Here is a 19,043-nt window from a genome sequence, read left to right on the forward strand (position 1 = left end):
AGGGATGCAGAGGAGCGACCTTGCCAGCCTCCACCTCGCCAGTGTCAGCAGGGGACGCCTTCCTCTCCGGTGGCGGGGGAATGGCCGGGCGGCTACGCGCCTTCGACTGGACGGCCACGCCGTTGGGGCCGCTGGAAGGCTGGCCCGGCTCGCTGCGCACACTGGTGGCGATGATGCTGGAGAGCGAGCTGCCGATCGCCCTGGGCTGGGGCCCCGAACTCACCTGCCTCTACAACGATGCCTATCGCCCCTTGCTGGGCAGCCGGCCGGAGGCGTTGGGCCGGCCCTTCCGCGACGTCTGGCCCGAGGCGCGCAAGCTCACCGAGCCGGTAATCCAGCAGGCGTTGCTGGGCAAGCCGAGCTGCTTCCGCGACGCGCGCTTCATGCTGGAACGGCACGGTTATCCGGAGCGGGCCTATTTCGACTACTGGATCGGCCCGGTGCGCGACGAGAGCGGCGAAGTGGCGGGCCTGATCAACCAGGCCATCGAAACCACCCAACGCGTACTGGCCGAACGACGCCAGCGCTTCCGCTCGCGCCTTAGCGATACCTTGCGCGACCTCGCCGATCCGCGCGCGGTAATGGCGGCCGCCGCATGCCGCCTGGGACGCCACCTGCATGCCGACCGCGTGGGCTACGCCGAGCTCGACGAGAGCGGCGAGTACTTCACGGTCGAGCGCGACTGGGTCAACGGCGACATGCCCAGCGGTGTGGGGCGCCATCGGCTGGACGAATTCGGGCCGGAGCTGGTCGCCGAGGCGCTGACCGGAGCCGCCCTGCGCATCACCGATCCGTTCGAAGACCCGCGTGTGGGCGGACAGGCGGCCGAAGCCCACCACGCACTGGGCGGCCTGCGTGCCAGCCTGACCGTGCCGCTGGTCAAGGGCGGGCGGCTGGCGGCCTTCCTCTCGGTGCAGCAGCGTAAGCCGCGGCGCTGGACCGACGAGGACGAGGCGGTCGCGCGCGAAGTGGCCGAGCGCACCTGGGCGGCGGTCGAACGCGCCCGCGCCGAGGCCGCGCTGCGCGCCACCAACAACCGGCTGAAGCTGATCCTGGAAAGCACCACCGGTTACGGCATCCTGACCATGGACCTGGAGGGGCGCATCACCCTTTGGAACCCGGGCGCCGAGCGGTTGATGGGATGGCATGAGGAAGAGGTCCTGGGCCAGCCGGCCGCCATCTTCTTCACGCCCGAGGAGCGGGCGCGCGGCATCCCGCAGCTGGAGATGCGCCGCGCCGCCGAGACTGGGCGCGCGATGGACGATCGCCAGCACCTGCGCAAGGACGGCTCGCGCTTCTTCGCCAGCGGCCTGCTGATGCCGCTGCGCAACGGAGGCGGCCGGCTGCTGGGCTACCTCAAGGTGTTGCGCGACCGCACGCTCGAGCACCAGACCCAGGAGGCGCTCGAGCGCGGCGTGGCCGAGCGCACCGCCGAGCTGGCCGCGGCCAACCGCCAGTTGCTGGCGCAGATCGAGGAACGCGAGCGGGTGGAAGCCACGCTGCGGCAGATGCAACGGCTGGAAGCGGTGGGCCAGCTCACCTCCGGCGTGGCGCACGATTTCAACAACCTGCTGACCGTCATCACAGGCAATATCGGCATCCTCGAACGCGTGTGCGAAGAAAGGATGGAGGTCGATCCGCGCGTCCGACAGAGGCTGACCTACATGAAGGATGCCGCCACTCGCGGCGCCAAGCTCACCGCGCAACTGCTCGCTTTTTCGCGGCGGCAGCGGCTGGAGGCCAAGGCGGTGGATCTCAACGGCATCGTCGCCGGCATGCGCGACTTGCTGCAGAGTTCCATGGGCGGCTCGGTGCAGTTGTCCATGAAGCTGCACCCGGGGCTGTGGCCGGCGCTGGTCGATCCGACCCAGATCGAACTGGTGATACTCAACCTGGCGATCAACGCGCGCGACGCCTCGCCGGTGGGCGGCGACCTGATCGTGGAGACGGCCAACGTGGCGCTGCGCGAACCGGCTTCTCGACCGGAGGAACCTGGTCCGGGCGACTATGTGATGGTGGCCGTTACCGATCACGGCAGCGGCATGACGCCCGAGGTGGTGGCGCGCGCCTTCGAGCCGTTCTTCACCACGAAGGAGGTGGGCAAGGGCTCGGGCTTGGGGCTGGCCCAGGTGTACGGCTTCGCCAAACAGTCCGGCGGCGGCGTGCGGATCGATACGCGGCTGGGCGAGGGCAGCTCGATCAAGGTTTACCTGCCGCGCGCCGAAAGCGCTGCCTCCTACGCGCAGGAGGCCTCGCCTGCGGCAGCGCGCGAAGAACATGGACCGGGCCGGCAGCGGATACTGTTGGTCGACGACGATACCGACGTGCGCGAGGTGACCGCGGCGATCCTCGCCGAGCGGGGCTACGAGGTGATCGAGGCCGGCAGCGGCGGTTCGGCTCTCGACGTGCTCAACCGCGAGGGCGCTGGCGTCGACCTGATGCTGATGGACTACGCCATGCCGGGCATGAACGGTTCGGAGGTGGCGCGAGAAGCCCACGCCAAGCGGCCTTCGTTGCCGGTGCTGTTCATTACCGGCTATGCGGACTTCGCCGCATTCAAGGAAGTAGGGGACGAGCGCATCGTGAGCAAGCCCTTCAGCGAGGAGGACCTGCTCGGCAAGGTGCAGGCCGCGCTCGGCGCGGATCACGACGGCATTGGGTGGCAGCCGGAGGCATGAGGGCGACAGGCATGTCCGGCGGCCACGCGCCTCACACGGGTGCGTCCGTGTGCCCGGCGCGGCGCGGCCTCCCGGCCTTGTGCCGGCATCGCCGGAAAGCCGATCGCGCCAGCCTGCAGCATCCGCGCGCGCATGGATGCGCTTGTTGGTCCGCCGGCGCGGCGCACATGGCCCATTCAAGCTTCAGGCGGCATGGCCGATAAGCGACGGGCAGTCCTATTTGCCGGACGCGCCGTTGCCGGTGCGGAGAGAAGCGCTTGAACCTGTCCGTAATTCCCGATTTCCTGGCCATCGGCGGGCTCGTGCTGGTGTTCGGCTCGTTGCTCAAGCGCACCCGGCAGACGCGGCTGCGCTACTGGCTGGTCGGCTGGGCGATGATCCTGGTCCACATCGTCGCGCAGCTGGCCGAGCGCAACCTTGGCAGGGGCGCGGCGGCGGATGCCGCACTGGCGGTTTCGCTGTCGATGCTGCTGTTGACCAGCGTCGCCTTCATCTGGGCCGGTTCCGACACGCGCTCGGCGTGGTGGCGGGACCTCTCCGTCACGCTGCTGGCGGCGGCGCCGGACGTGGGCTTTTTCGTGCTCGCCTCCTACGGCGCGCAGGTGCCCCTGGCCTACCTGGCATGCACGGCGCTGGGCCTGGCCTCGACCGTGTGGGTGGTGCGCCGCGACCGGCGCCGGCCGGCCTGGAGCCTGCCGGCGCTGGTGGGCTCCTACGCCCTGCAGGCTTGGTTCGCATGGCATGGCGCGATCGACGACGCGCTTAACTGGATGTTGTTCTGGCACTACCTGGCCGTGGCGTTCTGCTTCTACCGCGGCGCGCTCGCGCCCTCGGTTGGCGTGGTGTTCACCACGGTGAGTTTCGTCGCCTGGGCGGCCGTGTTTCCGGTTGCCGCGGCGCTCGACCCGTGGCTGGGTGCCTGGGGCATCGAGAACGAGGCCTGGAACCTGCCCAAGTTCCTGGTGGCCACCGGCATGATCTTCACCCTGCTGGAGGAACAGATCGGCCACGCCGAGCACGCTTCCCTGCATGATGCGCTCACCGGCTTGCCCAACCGGCGGGTGTTCGCGCGTCGGCTCGACCATGCGCTCAAGCGTGCGCGCGATGGCGGTGGGCGCATCGCCATGCTGGTGATCGACCTCGACGACTTCAAGCGCATCAACGACACACTGGGTCATGCGGCCGGTGACGCGCTGCTGCATTTCGTGGCGCAGCGCCTGCAGCAGGGCATCCGTGCGGGCGACACGCTGGCGCGCCTGGGCGGTGACGAGTTCGCCGCGATCCTGCCCGACGTGGCCGACCGCGCGGCGGCACAGGCGCGTGCCGATCGCCTGGCGCGCGTCTTCGAGGCGAGCACGCAGTTCCAGGGCCACCGCCTCTCCATAAGCGCCAGCATCGGCCTGGCGATGTATCCGGAGGACGGCACTGACGAGACGCGCCTGTACGCCGCCGCCGACCGCGCCATGTACGCCTGCAAGCTTGCCGAGCGGCCGGGACCGGCCGACCCCGAACCGATCTAGTTCCAGTCGCGCGAGGAACTACCCGGTACCTGCGGGATATCGCCCGCGCTGTCCGGCGTATTGCGCTGCGCCTGCGGCAGCGTGCGCGCCTGGTGGTGCTCGGCCAGCCACTGGCGGAAGCCGGCTTCGTCCAGCGGACGGCAGACCAGGTAGCCCTGCAGGCCATCGCAGCCGAGGCGTTCGAGGGCGAGCCGCTGCGGCACGGTCTCCACGCCCTCGGCCACCGCGGCGATGCCCAACCGGTGCGCCACGTCGATGATGAATCCGGCCAATGGGTTGGCGGCGTTGGGGTGCAGTTCGCTGACGAAGGCGCGGTCGACCTTGAGCACGTCCAGCGGCAGCCGCTGCAGGTAGCTCAGCGACGAATAACCGGTGCCGAAATCGTCGAGCGCAAGGCAGAAGCCGATGTTGGCGAGCTGGCGAAGGGTATCCAGGGCACTGTCGAAGTCTTGCAGCAGGGCGCTTTCGGTCAGTTCAAGGGTCAGCCGCGACGGCTCGATGCCGGCGGCGCGCACCTGTGCTTCGAGCTGCGCGGCGAAGCGCGGATGGTTGAGTTGCCGCGCGCTCACGTTCACCCCCAGCCGCCCGCCGAAGCCCACGCCATCGCGGTCCCAGCTGCGGATGTGCGCGCAGGCCTCGCCGATCACCCAGGCGCCCAGCGCGTGGATCAGGCCGGTTTCCTCGGCCAGCGGGATGAACACCGTGGGCGATAGCTCGCCCAGTTGCGGGTGGTGCCAGCGCAGCAGCGCCTCGGCACCGAGCAGATCGCCGCGGCGATTGACCTGCGGCTGGAAGTGCAGCGCGAACTGCGCGGGCATGCGTTGCTGCTCCAGCGCGGTACGCAGGCCGCGCTCCAGCGCCAGGCGGGTGTCGGCCTCCTGCTGCATCGGCGCGAGGAACAGCCGCACGGTGTTGCGGCCCGCGGCCTTGGCCCGGTAGAGCGCGATGTCGGCGCGACGCAGCAGGTCGGCCACGCCCTCCTCGCCTGCCGGGAACAGGGCCACGCCCACGCTCGCACCCACGGCCAGGATGCGACTGTCCACCGCCACCGGCTCGGCCAGCCGCGCGACCATGCGTTCGGCCACCTGCTGCGCCTGCGTCTGGGCGGCTTCAGCCGCGTTGGCCAGTCGACCCAGCACCAGCACGAACTCGTCGCCGCCCAGCCGCGCGAGCATCGCGTCAGCGGGCGCCGCGGCGAGCAGGCGATCGGCGATCGCTTCCAGCATGCGATCGCCCACGGGATGGCCGAGCGCGTCGTTGATCGTCTTGAAATTGTCCAGGTCGATCAGCAGCACCGCGCCATGCTGGCCGCGGGCCGCCGCCTCGGCGTGCAGCTCGGCCAGGTGATCCAGCGCGCGCAGCCGGTTGGGCAGGCCGGTGAGGCTGTCATGGTAGGCGACGTGGCGCAGGTTGAACTCAGCCTCGCGGCGGGTGTGGGCCTCGGCCTCCAGCCGCAGCGTGGCCTGTTCCAGCTGCACCGTGCGCTGGTGCAGCTGCGCGGCCAGCGAAAGGCCCATCAGCAGCACGAACGGCAGGAACGAGAAAGCATCCAGGTAGGGGTAGCGGTGGCCGAGCGCGTCGATCACCACGTCGCCCCAGAGCAGGGCGGCGAACTGCGCCAGCAGGCAGACCGCCAGCAGCATGCCGCGCAGCCGCTCGCCCGCGCGTGCCTGCGCCACCGCGCGCCACAGCGCCCACAGGAAGGCGAGGTAAGTCAGGACGTGGAAGGCCAGGCCCCATGCAGAGGCGGTGCCGGCCAGGTCATACAGCCGCTCGCCCCACGGCAGCGCGATGCCGGAGCCGGGCGTCACCTGCATGAAGAACAACGTGCCGGGGAGGTCGAGGTTGAGCCAGGTGAAGAAACCCGCCACGACGCCGACGGCGATCTGCAGCCGCCGCTGCGCCGGGCCTCCGGTATAGGCGCGGATGAACACCACGAAGGGCAGGAAGGAGATGGCCGCCGCGCTGATCATGGTGCGCAGGGCGGCGGTGGCCACCTCCACGCGCGTGGCGGTGTGCAGCAGCGCGTTGGCGAAGGCCAGGGTGGCGATGCACAGGCACAGCATGGCGTAGGAGAGGTACATCGCCTCGCGGCGGCGCCACAGGCCGACAACGGCGAACTGCGCGCCGGAGGCGAGCGCGATGCCCGCCGTGGCGATCAACGCGGCGGTGAAATAACCGAATGTGATGGGCCATCCCTCAACCACGGTGCCCCCCTCGCATGCATGGGCTACGTTCGCACGATAGCCCAACCGCAAGGGTGCGCACAGCAGCCACCACGACCGGGCGTGGCGGGCCTGCGCATGCCTGTATCCTCACGTGGCGCTGCTCCCGCGCAGCGCGTCCCCGTTCCTGTCCGTGGGACCGCCGAGCGGGGCCTCGATGGTGCAGGTCACGCCGCGCGGGTCGAACGCCAGCTCCACGCGTCCGCCGATCTCGTGGCGCAGCCCGCGCTCGATCAGCCGCGAACCGAAGCCGCGCCGCGCCGGCGGCACCACGGTCGGCCCACCGGACTCGGTCCAGAGCAGGCGCAGCAAACTCCCCTCTATGCTCCACTCGATCGCCACCTCGCCTTCGGCCCCCGACAGCGCACCGTACTTGACCGCGTTGGTGCACAGCTCGTGCAGCGCCATCGCGAAGGCCAGCGCATGGCGCGGCGGCAGCCATGCGGCCGGCCCATGCACGTGCAGCCTGTCATGTCGATCGTCGCGATAGGGTGCGATGGCCTCCCGCACGATGTCTTCCAACGCCGCGCCGCCCCAGCTTTCGCGGGTGAGGATGTCGTGCGCCCGCGAAAGCGCCATCAGCCGGCCCTCGAACTGCTGGCGCGCGTTGTCCGGATCGGTGCCCGCGCGGAAACTCTGCATCGCCATCGACTGCACCGTCGCCAGGGTGTTCTTGACGCGATGATTGAGTTCGTTGAGCAGCAGCCGCTGGTGCTCGTCGTGGCGCTTCTGCTCGGTGATATCGTTGAAGATCACCGCCACGCGGCGGCGCGTGCCGTCGTCCAATCGACCGGCGTAGACGTCGAACACGCGGCCGTGGGTCACCAGCCCGTGCTCGAAGCGGAAGGCCTCGCCGGTGCCGATCACGCTGTCGAACGTGTCGTACCAGAACCGCGGGAGCTCGGGAAACACCTCGCGCATGCTCTGGCCGACCACCCCGCCGGCGCCGGTGTGCGTCACGAACGCTGGATTGGTGGCCAGGTAGCGATAGTCCGAGGGTTCGCCGGGCGCGGTGTCGATCTTCTCGAGCAGGCAGAAACCCTCGTCGATGGCATCGAACAGGGCCCGATAGCGCCGTTCGCTTTCGCGCAGGGCGCGCTCGGCCCGCGCTCGAGCCACGGCCGCCCAGGTGCGCTCGGCGACCGCGCCGACCAGCGCCACCTCCTCGTCGCGCCAGTGCCGCGGCCGCGTCTGGTGCACGTAGAACGCGGCGACGAAACGGCCACCCTTGAACAACGGCACGCCGATGCCCGCGCGGACATGGCCGGCCCCGGCGTAGGCATGTTCGACGTCGCGCGTGCGCGCGTCCTCCAGCGTATCGTCGATCACCACCGTCTGGCCGCTGCGGTACTGGGCCAGCACGCCGGCGCCGAAGTCGGCCAGCCGCTTCTGGCCCGCCAGGCTGGCCATGGCGCCGTCGGTCCAGTCGCGCTCGACCTGGAAGTACTGGCCGCACCGGGTCACCTCGCCGTAGCCGCAGCGGCCCACGCCAAGATGGCGGCCAACCATGTCGCTGACCGCGGCCACGGTCAGCACGGCGTCGTTGAGGTCGCGCACGCGGTCGTCCAATTGCAGCAGGAACGACTGGCGCGCCTCGCCCAGGCGCAGCCGCTCCTCCATGCGGCGGCGCTCGCTGGTGTCGCGCGAGACGCCGGCCACCTGTGCGACGCGGCCCTCGCGGTCGCGCACCGGTCCCCAGACGAACTGGAAATAGGCGCGCACGCCGCCGGGACTGATGAAGCGGATCTCGTCCTCGATTGCCTCGCCGGTTTCGAAGATGCGGGACAGGTGCCGGTCGAGCTGGCGGGCGAGGCCGGGTGGGTAGCCGAGTTGATCGAGTGTCTTGCCCAGCGGGTCGTCCGTGGTCAGACCCAGCAGCTCTCGCATCGCGCGGTTGGCGTAGGCGAGCCGATGGCCGGCGTCGAAGGCGTAGACGTGGTCGGAAATGGCGTCCAGCAGCGCCGCGGGGGACGGGGGGGCCGCCTGCTCCAGCGTGATGGTTGCCGCGCTGGCTTCGCGCAGCTGCGCCATCAGCGCCCGGTGCTCGCGGTCCAGTTGCGCCTGCGCTTCGCCGGCGCTGCGCAACCGCAGCAGTTCGGTCACGTCCTCGGAGCGGTGGATGATCAGCGCGACCTCGCCTTGCGGGTCGAGCACGGGCGAGTTGATGTGGGTCCACCAGCGCAGGCCGTGGCCGTCGGCAGGGCCGTCGCGGATCGCCGCCGGCACGGTGTCGGGCATGCGCTGGGCGAGCACCCGGTCGAGCGAGGCGCGCAACTGCCTTTCCAGTACCGGGCGATCGGGCGAACTGGCGAACAGCTCGAAGACCGGATGACCCAGCAGACTCGCGTGGCTGCCGGCCCGCGCGCGCAGCAGGGCGTCATTGGCGGCCACCACGATGAAATCCGGCGGTGCGAGCAGCAGCAGGGGCGCCGGCGCCGCCTGGAACAACGCGCGGAAATCCGAGCCCAGCCTGGCGTCGTGCATCAGTTCGCGCAGACGCCCTTCGGCGCGCTGCCGCGTGGTGTTCTCGACGGCCGTGTGCCATATCCCCGCCACCAGCCCGTAGCGGTCGCGGATGGCCGAAAAGGTGACGGTGAAGAAGCGTTCCTGCGGCTGGCCGGCCTCGTCGGCCAGCCGGACCGGCCAGTCTTCCGCCAGGGTGGATTCGCCGCTCGCCAGCACGCGGTCGAGCATCGGGCCGAGCAGGTCGGCGGCGGCGGGCCAGCCCTCCAGCACCGGGCGCCCGAGCATCCCCGGATGCCGGTCCGGCGACAGCGCGCGATAGGCGTCGTTGTAGAGCTGAAGCCGCTGTTCGCCCCACAGGACGGCGGTCGGCGTCGGCGTGGCGAGGCAGATGTCGATCGCCGTGCGCAAGTGGGGCGGCCAGCCGGCGATGGGCCCGAGCGCGGTCGTGGTCCAGTCATGCTGGCGGATACATTCGGCCATCTCGCCCAGGCCCGCTGGCCAGGAAAATGAGTGGCGCGTGCTCTGAACCATGGAGAACTCCCTGGTCGACCGCCTTGGCATCATGGCAGCATGCCTTGCCCGTAAAAAGCTGACGCGGAAGGTTTTTTTCTCGAGGCGAGCCGCCGCGGGCAGCGGGTGCAGGCGGGGATTGTCGATCTGCACCGTTGCCGTACGACGCCTGTATGAGGGCGCCACCGGCGCCGGCCACCCGAGGAAACCGCCATGCGCATCGTCCGTTCCGTCTGCCGCCTCCTGCCGCTCGTCGTGTCGCTGCTGCCGTTCGCCGCCAGTGCCGCATCGGTGCGCTACACGCTCGATCCGGCACACACCTACCCGAGCTTCGAGGCCGACCACATGGGCCTCTCCACCTGGCGCGGAAAGCTCGACCACAGCGAGGGTTGGGTCGAACTGGACAAGGCCGGCGGCAGCGGCACCGTGGAGGTGAGCATGGCGTTGGACAGCATCGACTTCGGGCATGAACCGCTCAATGCCTGGGCTCGTGGCAAGGATTTCTTCGACGTTGCACGCTACCCGCGTGCGATCTACAAGGGCCGGCTGGCCGGCTTCGTGGACGGCGCGCCGACGCGGGTGGAAGGCACGCTGAGCCTGCATGGCGTTACCTTGCCGCTGGCGTTGCGCATAGACCACTTCAGGTGCATGCCGCACCCGCTGTACAAGCGCGACTGGTGCGGCGCCGACGCACTGGGCAGCTTCGACCGCCGTGCGTTCGGCCTGGATGCGGGAAAGGACTACGGCTTCGACATGCAGGTGGCATTGCGCATCCAGGTCGAAGCGGTGCGCGACAAGTGACGCGCGCTGCGCGCTTTCTCGCCGGCGCCTTCACCATGGCGCAGGCAAGCTCCGATCCGTCGGCGCATCGCGCTTCCCTTGCCGGTGGTGGCACCCCGGCGCTCCGCAATCCCCCTGCGGTGGCCCATGGCCGAGCCAGGGCAAGGAAGCACGATGCGCCGCATCGCCCGCATGCCTAGTACGGCGTACCGTCCTTGTGGGTATAGCCCTGCCGGTCGGTGACATGCAGGTCGATGTCGGGATAGTCGCAGGCGTCCTCGTCCGAGCGCGTGCCGATTTCCAGCAGCACGGCGGTCTCGGTGCCGCGATTGATCAGGTGGTGGCCGTTGGCCACGTTCTTGGGAAACGCGGCGCATTCGCCCGCGCGCAGCGGCTGTTCGCCCTCGTCGGTGACGAGCACCAGGTCGCCGGACAACACATAGACGAATTCATCCTCGTGCGTGTGCCAGTGGCGCTGGCTGGACCAGCAGCCAGGTGGCAGGCGGGTCAGGTTGACACCAAAGTCGCTCAGGCCGCCGGCATCGCCCAGCGCCTTTCTGACACGCTGCTGCGCAGCCTCGCCATAAGGCGCCGGATAACTCGAGCCGCGGCGCTCGGGGACGATGGAAGGATCGATCTTGGGCATGGCAGGCACTCGCTCGGATGAAGGGCCGCATTATTGTCCCGGCAGGTGAGCGGAGCGCACGCACCGGGACCATCGGCGCACGCTCGCCTAGAATGGTGCCCCGACAGCGAGATCCCCATGCCTTCGGACCATCACCAGTCCTCGCTGGCCGGCTTCGCCGCGCCGCATCCGACCGACCGGCTGTTCTTCGCGGTGATGCCGCCCGCATCGGCGGCAATGCGGCTGGCGGCGCTCGCGCAGGAACTGCGCGAGCGCTTCGCGCTGCATGGCCGGCCGCGGCCCACGACGCACCTGCACGTGACGCTGCATCACCTGGGCGACTTCGCCGGCCTGCCGCAGCAACGGGTCGAGGCGGCGCGCGTGGCCGCGGCGGCCGTGGCGATGGCGGCCTTCCAGGCGCGCTTCGATCGGGTGGGCAGCTTCGCTGGCCGCGCCGGCAAGCATCCATTCGTGCTGCTCGGCGCCGACGAAGCGGATGGCCTGCACGGCCTGCACGCGGCCCTGGGCGAGCGGCTGGCGGCGGCAGGGCTGGGGCGGCGGGAGCGGGCCTTCGTGCCGCACGTGACGCTGCTCTACGACGCGCGGACGGTCCCGACGCAGCCGGTCGAACCACTGCACTGGCAGGCTGACGAATTCCTGCTCATCCACAGCCTGCTCGGCCGGACCGAGTACCGCGTGCTGGGGCGCTGGCCGCTCGCGTGATTCCAGCGACCACGCGCGATGCCGCGCGCACGCGGACACGACGGAGAGACTGGTAGCGTGGGGGCGTACCTGTGGAGCGCATCGATGAAGGGCAAGCGCCGGCTCGGACTGATCCTGCTGCTGGTGGCACTGCTGGTGCTGCTGGTGCTGGGTGCGTTGCGCTGGCGCCAGCAGTTCCGCACGGCGGCGCCCCCGGACGGGGCGCTCGGCCCCGCCGCGGGCGCGCCCGCGCGCTGAGCGCTAATCGTCGCTGTCGATGACCCGGCCGCTGGATGGGTCGACGGTCACCTTGACGCGATGGTCGTTCTTGTCGTTCGCCTTGGCCTTCCATAGGCCCTCGTCGAAGTCGACATCGTGCACGTGGGTGTAGCCCTGCGTGGCCAGCGCGGCGCGTACGTCGTCCTCGCTCAGGTGCGAGACCTCCTTGTCCGGATACACCTGGCCGGTCTTGGGATCGATGCGCAGCTTCACATGGCTGCCGTCGGCACTGCGCGCCTTCGCGTGCCACAGCCCGTCGTCGAACTTCACGTCGTCGATCTTGGTGTAGCCCTGGTGGATCAGCGTTTCGCGTACGCGGGCCTCGGTCATCGACTGCTGCGCCAGCACGACGCCGGAGGCACCCAGAGCCAGGGCGAGCGCGAAGGTCGTTGCAAGTTTCTTCATGGCCGTTCTCCATCGGGGTGGGCGCCCGAGTCTTGGAGGGCGAGCGGCAATGGGTGATGAAAAACCCGTGAGCCCGGCGGCGGCTGTTCAGCGGCCGGGCGCGCTCATGGAGCTGCGCAGCGAGGCGGGTGTGGTGGCCTGGTTCCTCCACCGCACCCGAGATCAGGTGTCCGACCGGGCGCTCAATGATCCAGCCGGTCGAAGTGTGTCAGTGCGTTCAGCACCAGCGGATAGCTTCCCAGCGTCTCGCCGCGCCAGATCGGGTTGCCGGCGAACAGCAGCACGTGGCCCTTGCCGTAGCGCGCATCCACCAACGCGGCGTGCTCGGCCATCTCGGCGCCGCCGTCGAGCAGGCCTGAAACCAGCAGGCGCTTGGCCTCGGCGAAGCGCAGGATCACTCGCGGTCGCAGTTCCTGCGGGAGCAGCCACGGGTTGTTGTAGGCCTGGTCGACATTGAGCGGGATGGCCTGCCAGGGCTTGGTATCGGGCAGGGCCGGCGGCGCGGCGAACGGGCGACCTTCGGGAACGTCCTGGTCATGCGCGCCGCCGCGGCCGGTGGGGCGTGCGGCATCCCCGGCTCGGGGCAGGCCGCTGTCGCCGGTCAGCAGGTTGGACACGGTGAAGGACTGCCCATCCGCGCTGTAAAGCGCAAGGTGATCGCCGTAACCGGCGGCCATCGGGCTGCCGCGATCGACGAAGTCCGCCTGCAACACGCTGCCGACCACCTTGAGCTTGGCGGTGTGGGTGACGAACACGCCGGGCGCGAGCCCTGTGTCGATGGCAAATCGAGCGGTGTCATCGGCGGTGACCAGCAGGCCGCCTTGGCGAACGAAGTGCTTGAGGTTGGCCAGGCCCGCTTCGCCCAGGCCGGGGCGGATGTCCGGCGTGCTGTCGATGTGGCCCAGGTTGGGCGTGAGCGCGGTGGTCTGCCACGGTTGCGGTTTGCCCCACATCGGCAGGCCGTCGACGATCGTGCGCGTGGTGGCGCCGCCGATCGGGGCGAACAGGATGGCGTCGTACCTGTTCCGCAAGTCGCCCATGTGCGCCACGTCCTGCGTGCTGATGTAGTCGTAGCGCACTCCCAACTGGTCCAGCGCCATGCGCCACCAGCCTTCGGTCTGGGTGTCCAGCCAGGTGTGCATAAGCGCGATGCGCGGCATCCGGGCCGTCGGCGCATCGACGCCGGCCAGCCCCGCCGGCACGTCCACCGGCTTCTCAAGCCTGGACATGGGCGCCTTCAGCACGTCCGGGTCGGTGACGCGCACCACCTCCACGTCGAACAGGTCCCCCATCGACCAGCCGGTATCGTCGTAGGGATGCTGCTGCGGGTCCTTGGGCGACCAGTACTGGCGGTCCAGCAGCGTGTCGGCGATGCGCGAGTAGGGCTGGTCCATGCGAATCACGTAGCTGCCCGCGGGAAACCGGCGCGTGCGCGGCTGCTCGTGGCCATCGGCGGTGGGCAACTGGATGCTGAAGGGGGCGCTGGCGCGGCTGATCTCCACGTGCTGGCGCTCCATCACGCGCAGCAGCTGGGCCTGGGTGCCGCCGCGCTTCTCGTCGGCGGGCAGTACGTAGGCGGCGGGGCCGGCCTCGCCCGGCTTCTGGATCGAGCGCTTGGCCTTCAGGTAGAAGTTTTTCAGGAAGGCCTGGCCGTTGCGCGCGAAATAGTCCAGCGCGGTGAGCACGCCGGTCTGCTCGTAATTGTTGTTGTCGCGCTGTGACCAGGTCACCTCGGGCAGCGGCGGGTTGGGCCGGTACCAGGTGCGCTGGTATTCGGAAGGTTCGAGGATGCGCTTGCGCGTGTCGGCGCCGTCGTTGCCGAAGGTCTCGTACAGGCGACTGATGCCGTTGTGCATGGCGGCGATGAACATCAGGTAGCCGGGGCTCCAGGTGTCGAAATCGCCGTGGGTGAACACGCCGGGCATGCCCAGCTGGGTCATCTTCTGCACGTTGTCCCAGCCGAGCTGCTGCCATTCGCCGGTGAGGATCGGGTCGATCCAGGCGTTGTAGGGCCCGTCGCCGACCGTGTTGTCGTACAGGAAGGGTACCGACTCGTGCAAGTCGTGCAGCACCTGCGCGTGCCAGCCGATGTAGGTGTCGGCCACGTTGCGGGTGAGCGCGAGGGTCATGCCCATGGCGTCGCGGTTGTTGTCGTGCGCGACGTAGTGACCCCAGTAGAGCAGGCGCGGGTAGTCCTGGTCCGGATGCGCCTTGTGCCAGTTGTAGAGGTCGACCATGCGGTCACGCCCGTCCACCTCGACGATCGGCGTGATCAGGGTGATCACGTGCGAGCGGATGTTCCTGATGTAAGGCGCATCGTCTACCGCCAGGCGGTAGGCCAGTTCCATCAGTGCGGTGGGTGCGCCGGTCTCGGTGGAGTGGATGGTGCCGGTGAGGTAGTAGACCGGCGTGGCCTGCGCGATCAGCGCGTCGGCCTTGCCGTCGTCCATGCCGATCGTGCGCGGGTCGGCCAGTTGCGCCAGGCGCGCGTCGTTGGCCTTGAGGTTGGCGAGCAGGGCTTCGTCGGCGACCGCCACGGCGATCATCTCGCGGCCTTCTTCGGTCTTGCCGATGGAGAACACCTTCACGCGCGGGCTGGCCGCCTCCAGCGCGCGGAAATAGCGGTAGACGTCCGCCGAGTAGGGCAACCAGTCCGCCGCGCCGGCGATGTGGCCGAGTACCCTCAGCGGCGTCGGCACGATGGACGAGGCAGGCAGGTAATCGGTGAGCGGGGAGTTGAACTTGGGATCGGTCGTGAACTTGCCGATCTGCGCGGTATAGGCCTGGTCGACCGGCTGGCCGGGATCGCGGGCATAGCCGCTCGCAGCTAACGTGTCGGCGGCATGGCTGGCCAGGCAGGTGGCGGCGAGCGCGAGGCCGGCGAGGCAGGGCAGGAGGCGCATGGATTCCCCGGTAGTGCGGAAGACCGGACCACTCTGCCATTGCCGAGCGGCGCGAGGATAGCCCCCATCGCCTGCGACCTGCGGGCACAGGCGTAGCGGTACCTCGACAGCGAGGACGGGCGAACTGCCGTTTTCCCCTCATGTGATCTCTAGACCAGAGCCACCGGCCTGGCGCTCTTTTCGCCCGATGACTCAGCGCGCCATGGGCGCCGCGGGCCGCGGATATCCGCGCTCAACGGGACGTGCTGCGGCCAAGCGTGACCCAGGTCGGCGCGTGGTCGCTCGGGTGCGGCAGGGCGCGCACCCAGCGATCCACGCCGGCGTCCTTGAGCCTGGGCGCCAGCGCGTGGTTGAGCAGCAGGTGGTCGATGCGCAGGCCGGAATTGCGCTCCCAGTGCTGGCGAAAGTAGTCCCAGAAGGTGTAGACGCGTTCCTCGCCGTACTGCTGCCGCAACGCATCGGTCCAGCCCTGCGCCAGCAGGCCGGCATAACGCTCGCGGCTCTGCGGTTGCAGCAGCGCATCGCGGCGCCAGGAGCGCGGGTTGTAGATGTCCTCGTCGGTGGGCACCACGTTGTAGTCGCCGGCCAGCACCACCGGATGCTCGCTGCCCACCAGGCCTTGCGCGTAATCGATGAAGCGGTCGAACCAGGCCAGTTTGTAGTCGAACTTGGGGCCGGGTTGCGGGTTGCCATTGGGCAGGTACAGGCAGCCGACGATGAGCCCGTGCGCCGCCGCTTCCAGGTAGCGGCTCTGCGTGTCCTTCGGATCGCCCGGCAGGTCGCGGCGGCTTTCCAGCGGCTCGGCGCCGCGCGCCAGGATGGCCACGCCGTTCCATGAGCGCTGGCCGTGCCATATCGCGCCGTAGCCGGCGTCGCGGATCGCCTCGACGGGAAAGGCCTCGTCCGGCGCCTTCAGCTCCTGCAGGCAGGCGACGTCGGGCTGTTCCCGTTCCAGCCAGGCCAACAGCGAGGCCAGGCGCGTGCGCACGCCGTTGATGTTGAAGGTGGCGACCTTGAGCAGCTTGCGGGGAGGCATGGGCGTTCCTGGTTGGGGGCGCTCCTAGTACTGCGCCTGGCCGAGCGCGGAGAGCCAGTCCAGCACGCGGCGCGTCCACGGACGGTGCCGCCATTGCTCGAGGGTGAGTTCCCTGGACCGGGAAATGTCGCGCTCGATCACCGCTTCCATGTGCGCGGCGAAATCGCGGTCGTACACGTTGATGTTCGATTCGTCGTTGAGCGAGAAGGAGCGGTTGTCGAAGTTGGCCGATCCGGCGATCGTGAGGTAGCTGTCCACCACCATCAGCTTGTTGTGGAACATCGCCGGCTGGAAGCGGTAGATCTTCGCGCCGGCGCGCAGCATCTGTCCCCAGCTGTTCTGCGAGGCGTGGTTGATCAGCTCGCTGTCGACGTAGGGGCCGGGCACCACCAGGCGGATGCGCACGCCGCGCGCGAGGGCGCGCTGCAGCGCGGACAGGGTCAGGCCGTCGGGCACGAAGTAGGCCGCTTCCAGGTCGATGGTGCGGCGCGCGCCGTCGATCGCCATCAGGTACATCAGCTGCATGTTCTCGCTGCCGCCCTGGGGCGAGCTGGCGACCGTCTGCACCGCGACCTCGCCGGCCGGCGCCACCTGCGGGTAGTACTCCGGGCCGAGCAGGGCCTGGCCGGTGGCGGTGATCCAGTTGTCCTCGAACACCGCCTGCATCTGCGCTGCGCCCGGGCCGGTGATGCGGAATTGCATGTCGCGCCAGATGTCCGGCCGGTCGCCGCGGCCGCGCCAGGCATCGGCGATGCCCACGCCGCCTGTGAAGGCCACGCGTCCGTCGACGATCAGCAGCTTGCGGTGGGTGCGGTTGTTGAAGCGGTCGACGTCGTACCAGCGCAACGGATGAAAATATTCGAAGTGCACGCCGCCCGCACGCAGCGCCTCGACCACGTCCGCATGCATGCGCGAGGAACCGACCCAGTCGGCGATCACGTGCACCCGCACGCCGGCGCGTGCGCGTTCGGTCAGCGCGGCAACGAACTGGCGCGAGGTCTCGCCCGACCAGTAGATGTAGGTTTCCATGTCGACGCTGTGTTGCGCCGAATGGATCGCCTCGAGCATGGCCGGAAAGATCTCGGCGCCGTTCTGGAAATCGGCGACTGCGTTGCCCTCGATGATCGCCGGTCCCAGCAGGTTGCCGATCTCGCGGCGGAACTGCGGGCTGTCCACCGGGCTCAACGGGCCCAGCGGGTGCACCAGCTGCTCGTCCTGCGGCAACAGGTTGAGCAGCAGCAGGCCGATGACCAGCCCGGCGAACGCGCCCAGGCCTGCCCACAGCAGGCGCCTGCGCCTGCGCATGGCCGGAGGCGTCTGGTCGTCGGGCATGTCGCAACGGGGCGTTTCGACCGGCATCGCTTCTCCTCAGGGCCCGGGCGTCCCATGCGGGGCACCGAGGTGGCGAGCTCATCATCCGGCGGGCGCGTGCATCCAGGGTCAACGCCTTCACCTGGCGGGCACTGGCTCGGTTGTCTGCTGTGCGCGGCCTGTCGCGGGAGATGGCATGACCGACAAGGCGGTACGCAGGGTGGAGCGGCGCGCCGACGTGCGCCGCGCGCTGGCCAACAGCACGGCGACGCACCACAAGCACAAGCGCCCCGTGCGCTCGGGGCACAAGTTGTGGCTGGGCATCTACGCGCTGGTGCTGGTGGCGCTGGCGGTGCTGTTCTACCTGCTGCGGCTGGATTTCTTCGGCTTCCTCGGCCGCTACCTGCGCATGATCCAGCGCGCCACCGTCGGCGCGATGGCGATCGTGCTGACGCTGGCCGTATCGCGGCTGGTGCAGGCGTTCGCGATCGAGCGGGCGCAGACCGCGGTGACGCGCTACAACCTCAGGCGCATCCTGCGGCTGGTGATGGGCGTGGTGCTGGCGCTGATCGCGGTGTCGGTGCTGTTCGCCAACTGGTACGCGGCGGTGGCTTCGCTGGGGCTGATTTCGCTGGTGCTCGGCTTCGCGCTGCAGACGCCGATCACCAGCTTCATCGGCTGGGTGTACATCCTCATGCGCGAACCCTACCGGGTGGGCGATCGCATCCAGATCGGCGACGCCACCGGCGACGTGATCGACGTGACCTACCTGGACACCACGCTGTGGGAAGTGGGCGGCTCGTACATCACCGGCGACCATCCCAGCGGGCGCATCATCAAGTTCCCCAACGCCAACGTGCTGACCAGCCCGGTCTACAACTATTCCTGGCCGGTGTTTCCCTACATCTGGAACGAGATCAACTTGCAGGTCGCCTACGACAGCGACTTCGCCTTCGTCGCCCAGGTGATGCGCGAGGCGGCCGAGGAGGAACTGGGCGAGGCGATGATCGAGCGCGTGCGCACCTTTCGAGAAGTGCTCGCCAGGACGCCGGTGGACGAGTTGCAGGTCAACGAGCGGCCATCGGTGCTGTTCCGCGTCAACGCCAATACCTGGGTCGACGCGATCGTGCGCTACGTGGTGGATCCGCGCGAGGCGGGCAGCGTCAAGTCACGGCTGATCTGCAAGATGCTGGAGCGGCTCAACGCACAGCCGGAGCGCGTACGTTTTCCCAAGGGAGACAGCCGCTGAGCGACTGTTCCCGATGTTCGGGGCGCGCCGGAGCCCGCAAGCGCGCCGGCTACGACACTTCCGCGCTGTGGATGGCGTGCGACCAGCGCTGCAGGGTCTGGTAGAGCTTCTCCTGCCGGGTCAGCACGCCCGGGTGGCAGCCCTTGGGGCGGGTCTGTTCGATCGCGTCGTGGCTGAGCGCGCGCCAGCGCTTGACCAGCTCGGCCGGTGCCGGATGTGACTCGACCAGCGCACGCAGCACCAGCGCCATGGCCTCGGTTTCGTTCTTCAATGCGTCCAATTCGTTTCCCACCTGGGTGAAGGACACCGGGCGGCTGCTGGATATATCCATGGGTCTTCCTTCTGGGCCGGCGC

At 69.3% G+C, this 19,043-nt stretch carries 14 protein-coding genes; 6 read left to right on the plus strand and 8 right to left on the minus strand.

The annotated features are described in order from the left end of the window. The first annotated feature begins 80 nt into the window (after positions 1-80). Positions 81-2,678 carry a PAS domain-containing hybrid sensor histidine kinase/response regulator gene (locus VGU65_RS07880; protein WP_327474418.1) on the plus strand — a complete coding sequence of 866 codons (2,598 nt, stop codon included), beginning with the start codon at positions 81-83 and terminating at the stop codon, positions 2,676-2,678. A gap of 257 nt (positions 2,679-2,935) precedes the next feature. Next, positions 2,936-4,198, plus strand: a complete 1,263-nt coding sequence (locus VGU65_RS07885; RefSeq protein WP_327474420.1) for a diguanylate cyclase domain-containing protein — start codon at positions 2,936-2,938, stop codon at positions 4,196-4,198. Here the strand turns inward: VGU65_RS07885 and VGU65_RS07890 are convergent. Then, positions 4,195-6,405, minus strand: coding sequence for a putative bifunctional diguanylate cyclase/phosphodiesterase (locus tag VGU65_RS07890; RefSeq protein ID WP_327474422.1), 2,211 nt, complete (start codon positions 6,403-6,405; stop codon positions 4,195-4,197). The genes VGU65_RS07885 and VGU65_RS07890 overlap by 4 nt on opposite strands. 108 nt (positions 6,406-6,513) lie before the next feature. Further along, complete coding sequence (locus tag VGU65_RS07895; protein ID WP_327474424.1) at positions 6,514-9,420, minus strand: PAS domain-containing protein; 2,907 nt, start codon at positions 9,418-9,420, stop codon at positions 6,514-6,516. A 192-nt stretch (positions 9,421-9,612) separates the two neighbouring features. Between VGU65_RS07895 and VGU65_RS07900 the strand changes: the two genes are divergently transcribed. Beyond that, positions 9,613-10,200: a YceI family protein gene (locus VGU65_RS07900; RefSeq protein WP_327474426.1), complete on the plus strand. Its 588-nt coding sequence runs from the start codon at positions 9,613-9,615 to the stop codon at positions 10,198-10,200. Between the two features lie 175 nt (positions 10,201-10,375). On the opposite strand, the gene VGU65_RS07905 is transcribed toward VGU65_RS07900, so the two are convergent. Then, positions 10,376-10,825 (minus strand): cupin domain-containing protein, encoded by a 450-nt coding sequence (locus VGU65_RS07905; protein WP_327474428.1) that lies wholly within the window; start codon positions 10,823-10,825, stop codon positions 10,376-10,378. Between the two features lie 117 nt (positions 10,826-10,942). Here VGU65_RS07905 and thpR point away from each other — a divergent pair, with 117 nt between their 5' ends. After that, a complete protein-coding gene (gene thpR / locus VGU65_RS07910) occupies positions 10,943-11,527 on the plus strand; it encodes an RNA 2',3'-cyclic phosphodiesterase (protein WP_327474430.1) in 585 nt (194 codons plus the stop codon). A gap of 57 nt (positions 11,528-11,584) precedes the next feature. Then, positions 11,585-11,764 carry a hypothetical protein gene (locus tag VGU65_RS07915; RefSeq protein ID WP_327474432.1) on the plus strand — a complete coding sequence of 60 codons (180 nt, stop codon included), beginning with the start codon at positions 11,585-11,587 and terminating at the stop codon, positions 11,762-11,764. 3 nt (positions 11,765-11,767) lie between these two features. Here VGU65_RS07915 and VGU65_RS07920 read toward each other — a convergent pair whose 3' ends face one another. The 4 genes from VGU65_RS07920 to VGU65_RS07935 form a co-directional block, all read right to left on the minus strand. Then, positions 11,768-12,190: a PepSY domain-containing protein gene (locus VGU65_RS07920; RefSeq protein ID WP_327474434.1), complete on the minus strand. Its 423-nt coding sequence runs from the start codon at positions 12,188-12,190 to the stop codon at positions 11,768-11,770. Positions 12,191-12,372: 182 nt separating this feature from the next. Continuing rightward, positions 12,373-15,093: a M14 family zinc carboxypeptidase gene (locus VGU65_RS07925; RefSeq protein ID WP_327474436.1), complete on the minus strand. Its 2,721-nt coding sequence runs from the start codon at positions 15,091-15,093 to the stop codon at positions 12,373-12,375. 232 nt (positions 15,094-15,325) lie between these two features. Next, positions 15,326-16,129, minus strand: coding sequence for an exodeoxyribonuclease III (gene xth, locus VGU65_RS07930; protein WP_327474438.1), 804 nt, complete (start codon positions 16,127-16,129; stop codon positions 15,326-15,328). A gap of 24 nt (positions 16,130-16,153) precedes the next feature. Continuing rightward, entirely contained in the window at positions 16,154-17,434 is a 1,281-nt protein-coding gene (locus tag VGU65_RS07935) for a phospholipase D-like domain-containing protein (RefSeq protein WP_327474892.1), read from the minus strand. A gap of 202 nt (positions 17,435-17,636) precedes the next feature. Here VGU65_RS07935 and VGU65_RS07940 point away from each other — a divergent pair, with 202 nt between their 5' ends. Next, a complete protein-coding gene (locus VGU65_RS07940; RefSeq protein WP_327474440.1) occupies positions 17,637-18,689 on the plus strand; it encodes a mechanosensitive ion channel family protein in 1,053 nt (350 codons plus the stop codon). A 49-nt stretch (positions 18,690-18,738) separates the two neighbouring features. Here the strand turns inward: VGU65_RS07940 and VGU65_RS07945 are convergent, their stop codons facing one another. Beyond that, a complete protein-coding gene (locus VGU65_RS07945) occupies positions 18,739-19,020 on the minus strand; it encodes a hypothetical protein (protein ID WP_327474442.1) in 282 nt (93 codons plus the stop codon). Positions 19,021-19,043: the final 23 nt, after the last annotated feature.

It is taken from the genome of Frateuria sp. (assembly GCF_035943815.1).
Lineage (GTDB): Bacteria > Pseudomonadota > Gammaproteobacteria > Xanthomonadales > Rhodanobacteraceae > Frateuria_A.

Coding starts and splice junctions, on each gene's coding strand:
- VGU65_RS07895 (WP_327474424.1), bottom strand. CDS start 9,420: ATGGTTCAGAGCACGCGCCACTCATTTTCCTGGCCAGCGGGCCTGGGC.
- VGU65_RS07920 (WP_327474434.1), bottom strand. CDS start 12,190: ATGAAGAAACTTGCAACGACCTTCGCGCTCGCCCTGGCTCTGGGTGCC.
- VGU65_RS07925 (WP_327474436.1), bottom strand. CDS start 15,093: ATGCGCCTCCTGCCCTGCCTCGCCGGCCTCGCGCTCGCCGCCACCTGC.
- thpR (WP_327474430.1), top strand. CDS start 10,943: ATGCCTTCGGACCATCACCAGTCCTCGCTGGCCGGCTTCGCCGCGCCG.
- VGU65_RS07880 (WP_327474418.1), top strand. CDS start 81: ATGGCCGGGCGGCTACGCGCCTTCGACTGGACGGCCACGCCGTTGGGG.
- xth (WP_327474438.1), bottom strand. CDS start 16,129: ATGCCTCCCCGCAAGCTGCTCAAGGTCGCCACCTTCAACATCAACGGC.
- VGU65_RS07940 (WP_327474440.1), top strand. CDS start 17,637: ATGACCGACAAGGCGGTACGCAGGGTGGAGCGGCGCGCCGACGTGCGC.
- VGU65_RS07935 (WP_327474892.1), bottom strand. CDS start 17,434: ATGCGCAGGCGCAGGCGCCTGCTGTGGGCAGGCCTGGGCGCGTTCGCC.
- VGU65_RS07900 (WP_327474426.1), top strand. CDS start 9,613: ATGCGCATCGTCCGTTCCGTCTGCCGCCTCCTGCCGCTCGTCGTGTCG.
- VGU65_RS07945 (WP_327474442.1), bottom strand. CDS start 19,020: ATGGATATATCCAGCAGCCGCCCGGTGTCCTTCACCCAGGTGGGAAAC.
- VGU65_RS07905 (WP_327474428.1), bottom strand. CDS start 10,825: ATGCCCAAGATCGATCCTTCCATCGTCCCCGAGCGCCGCGGCTCGAGT.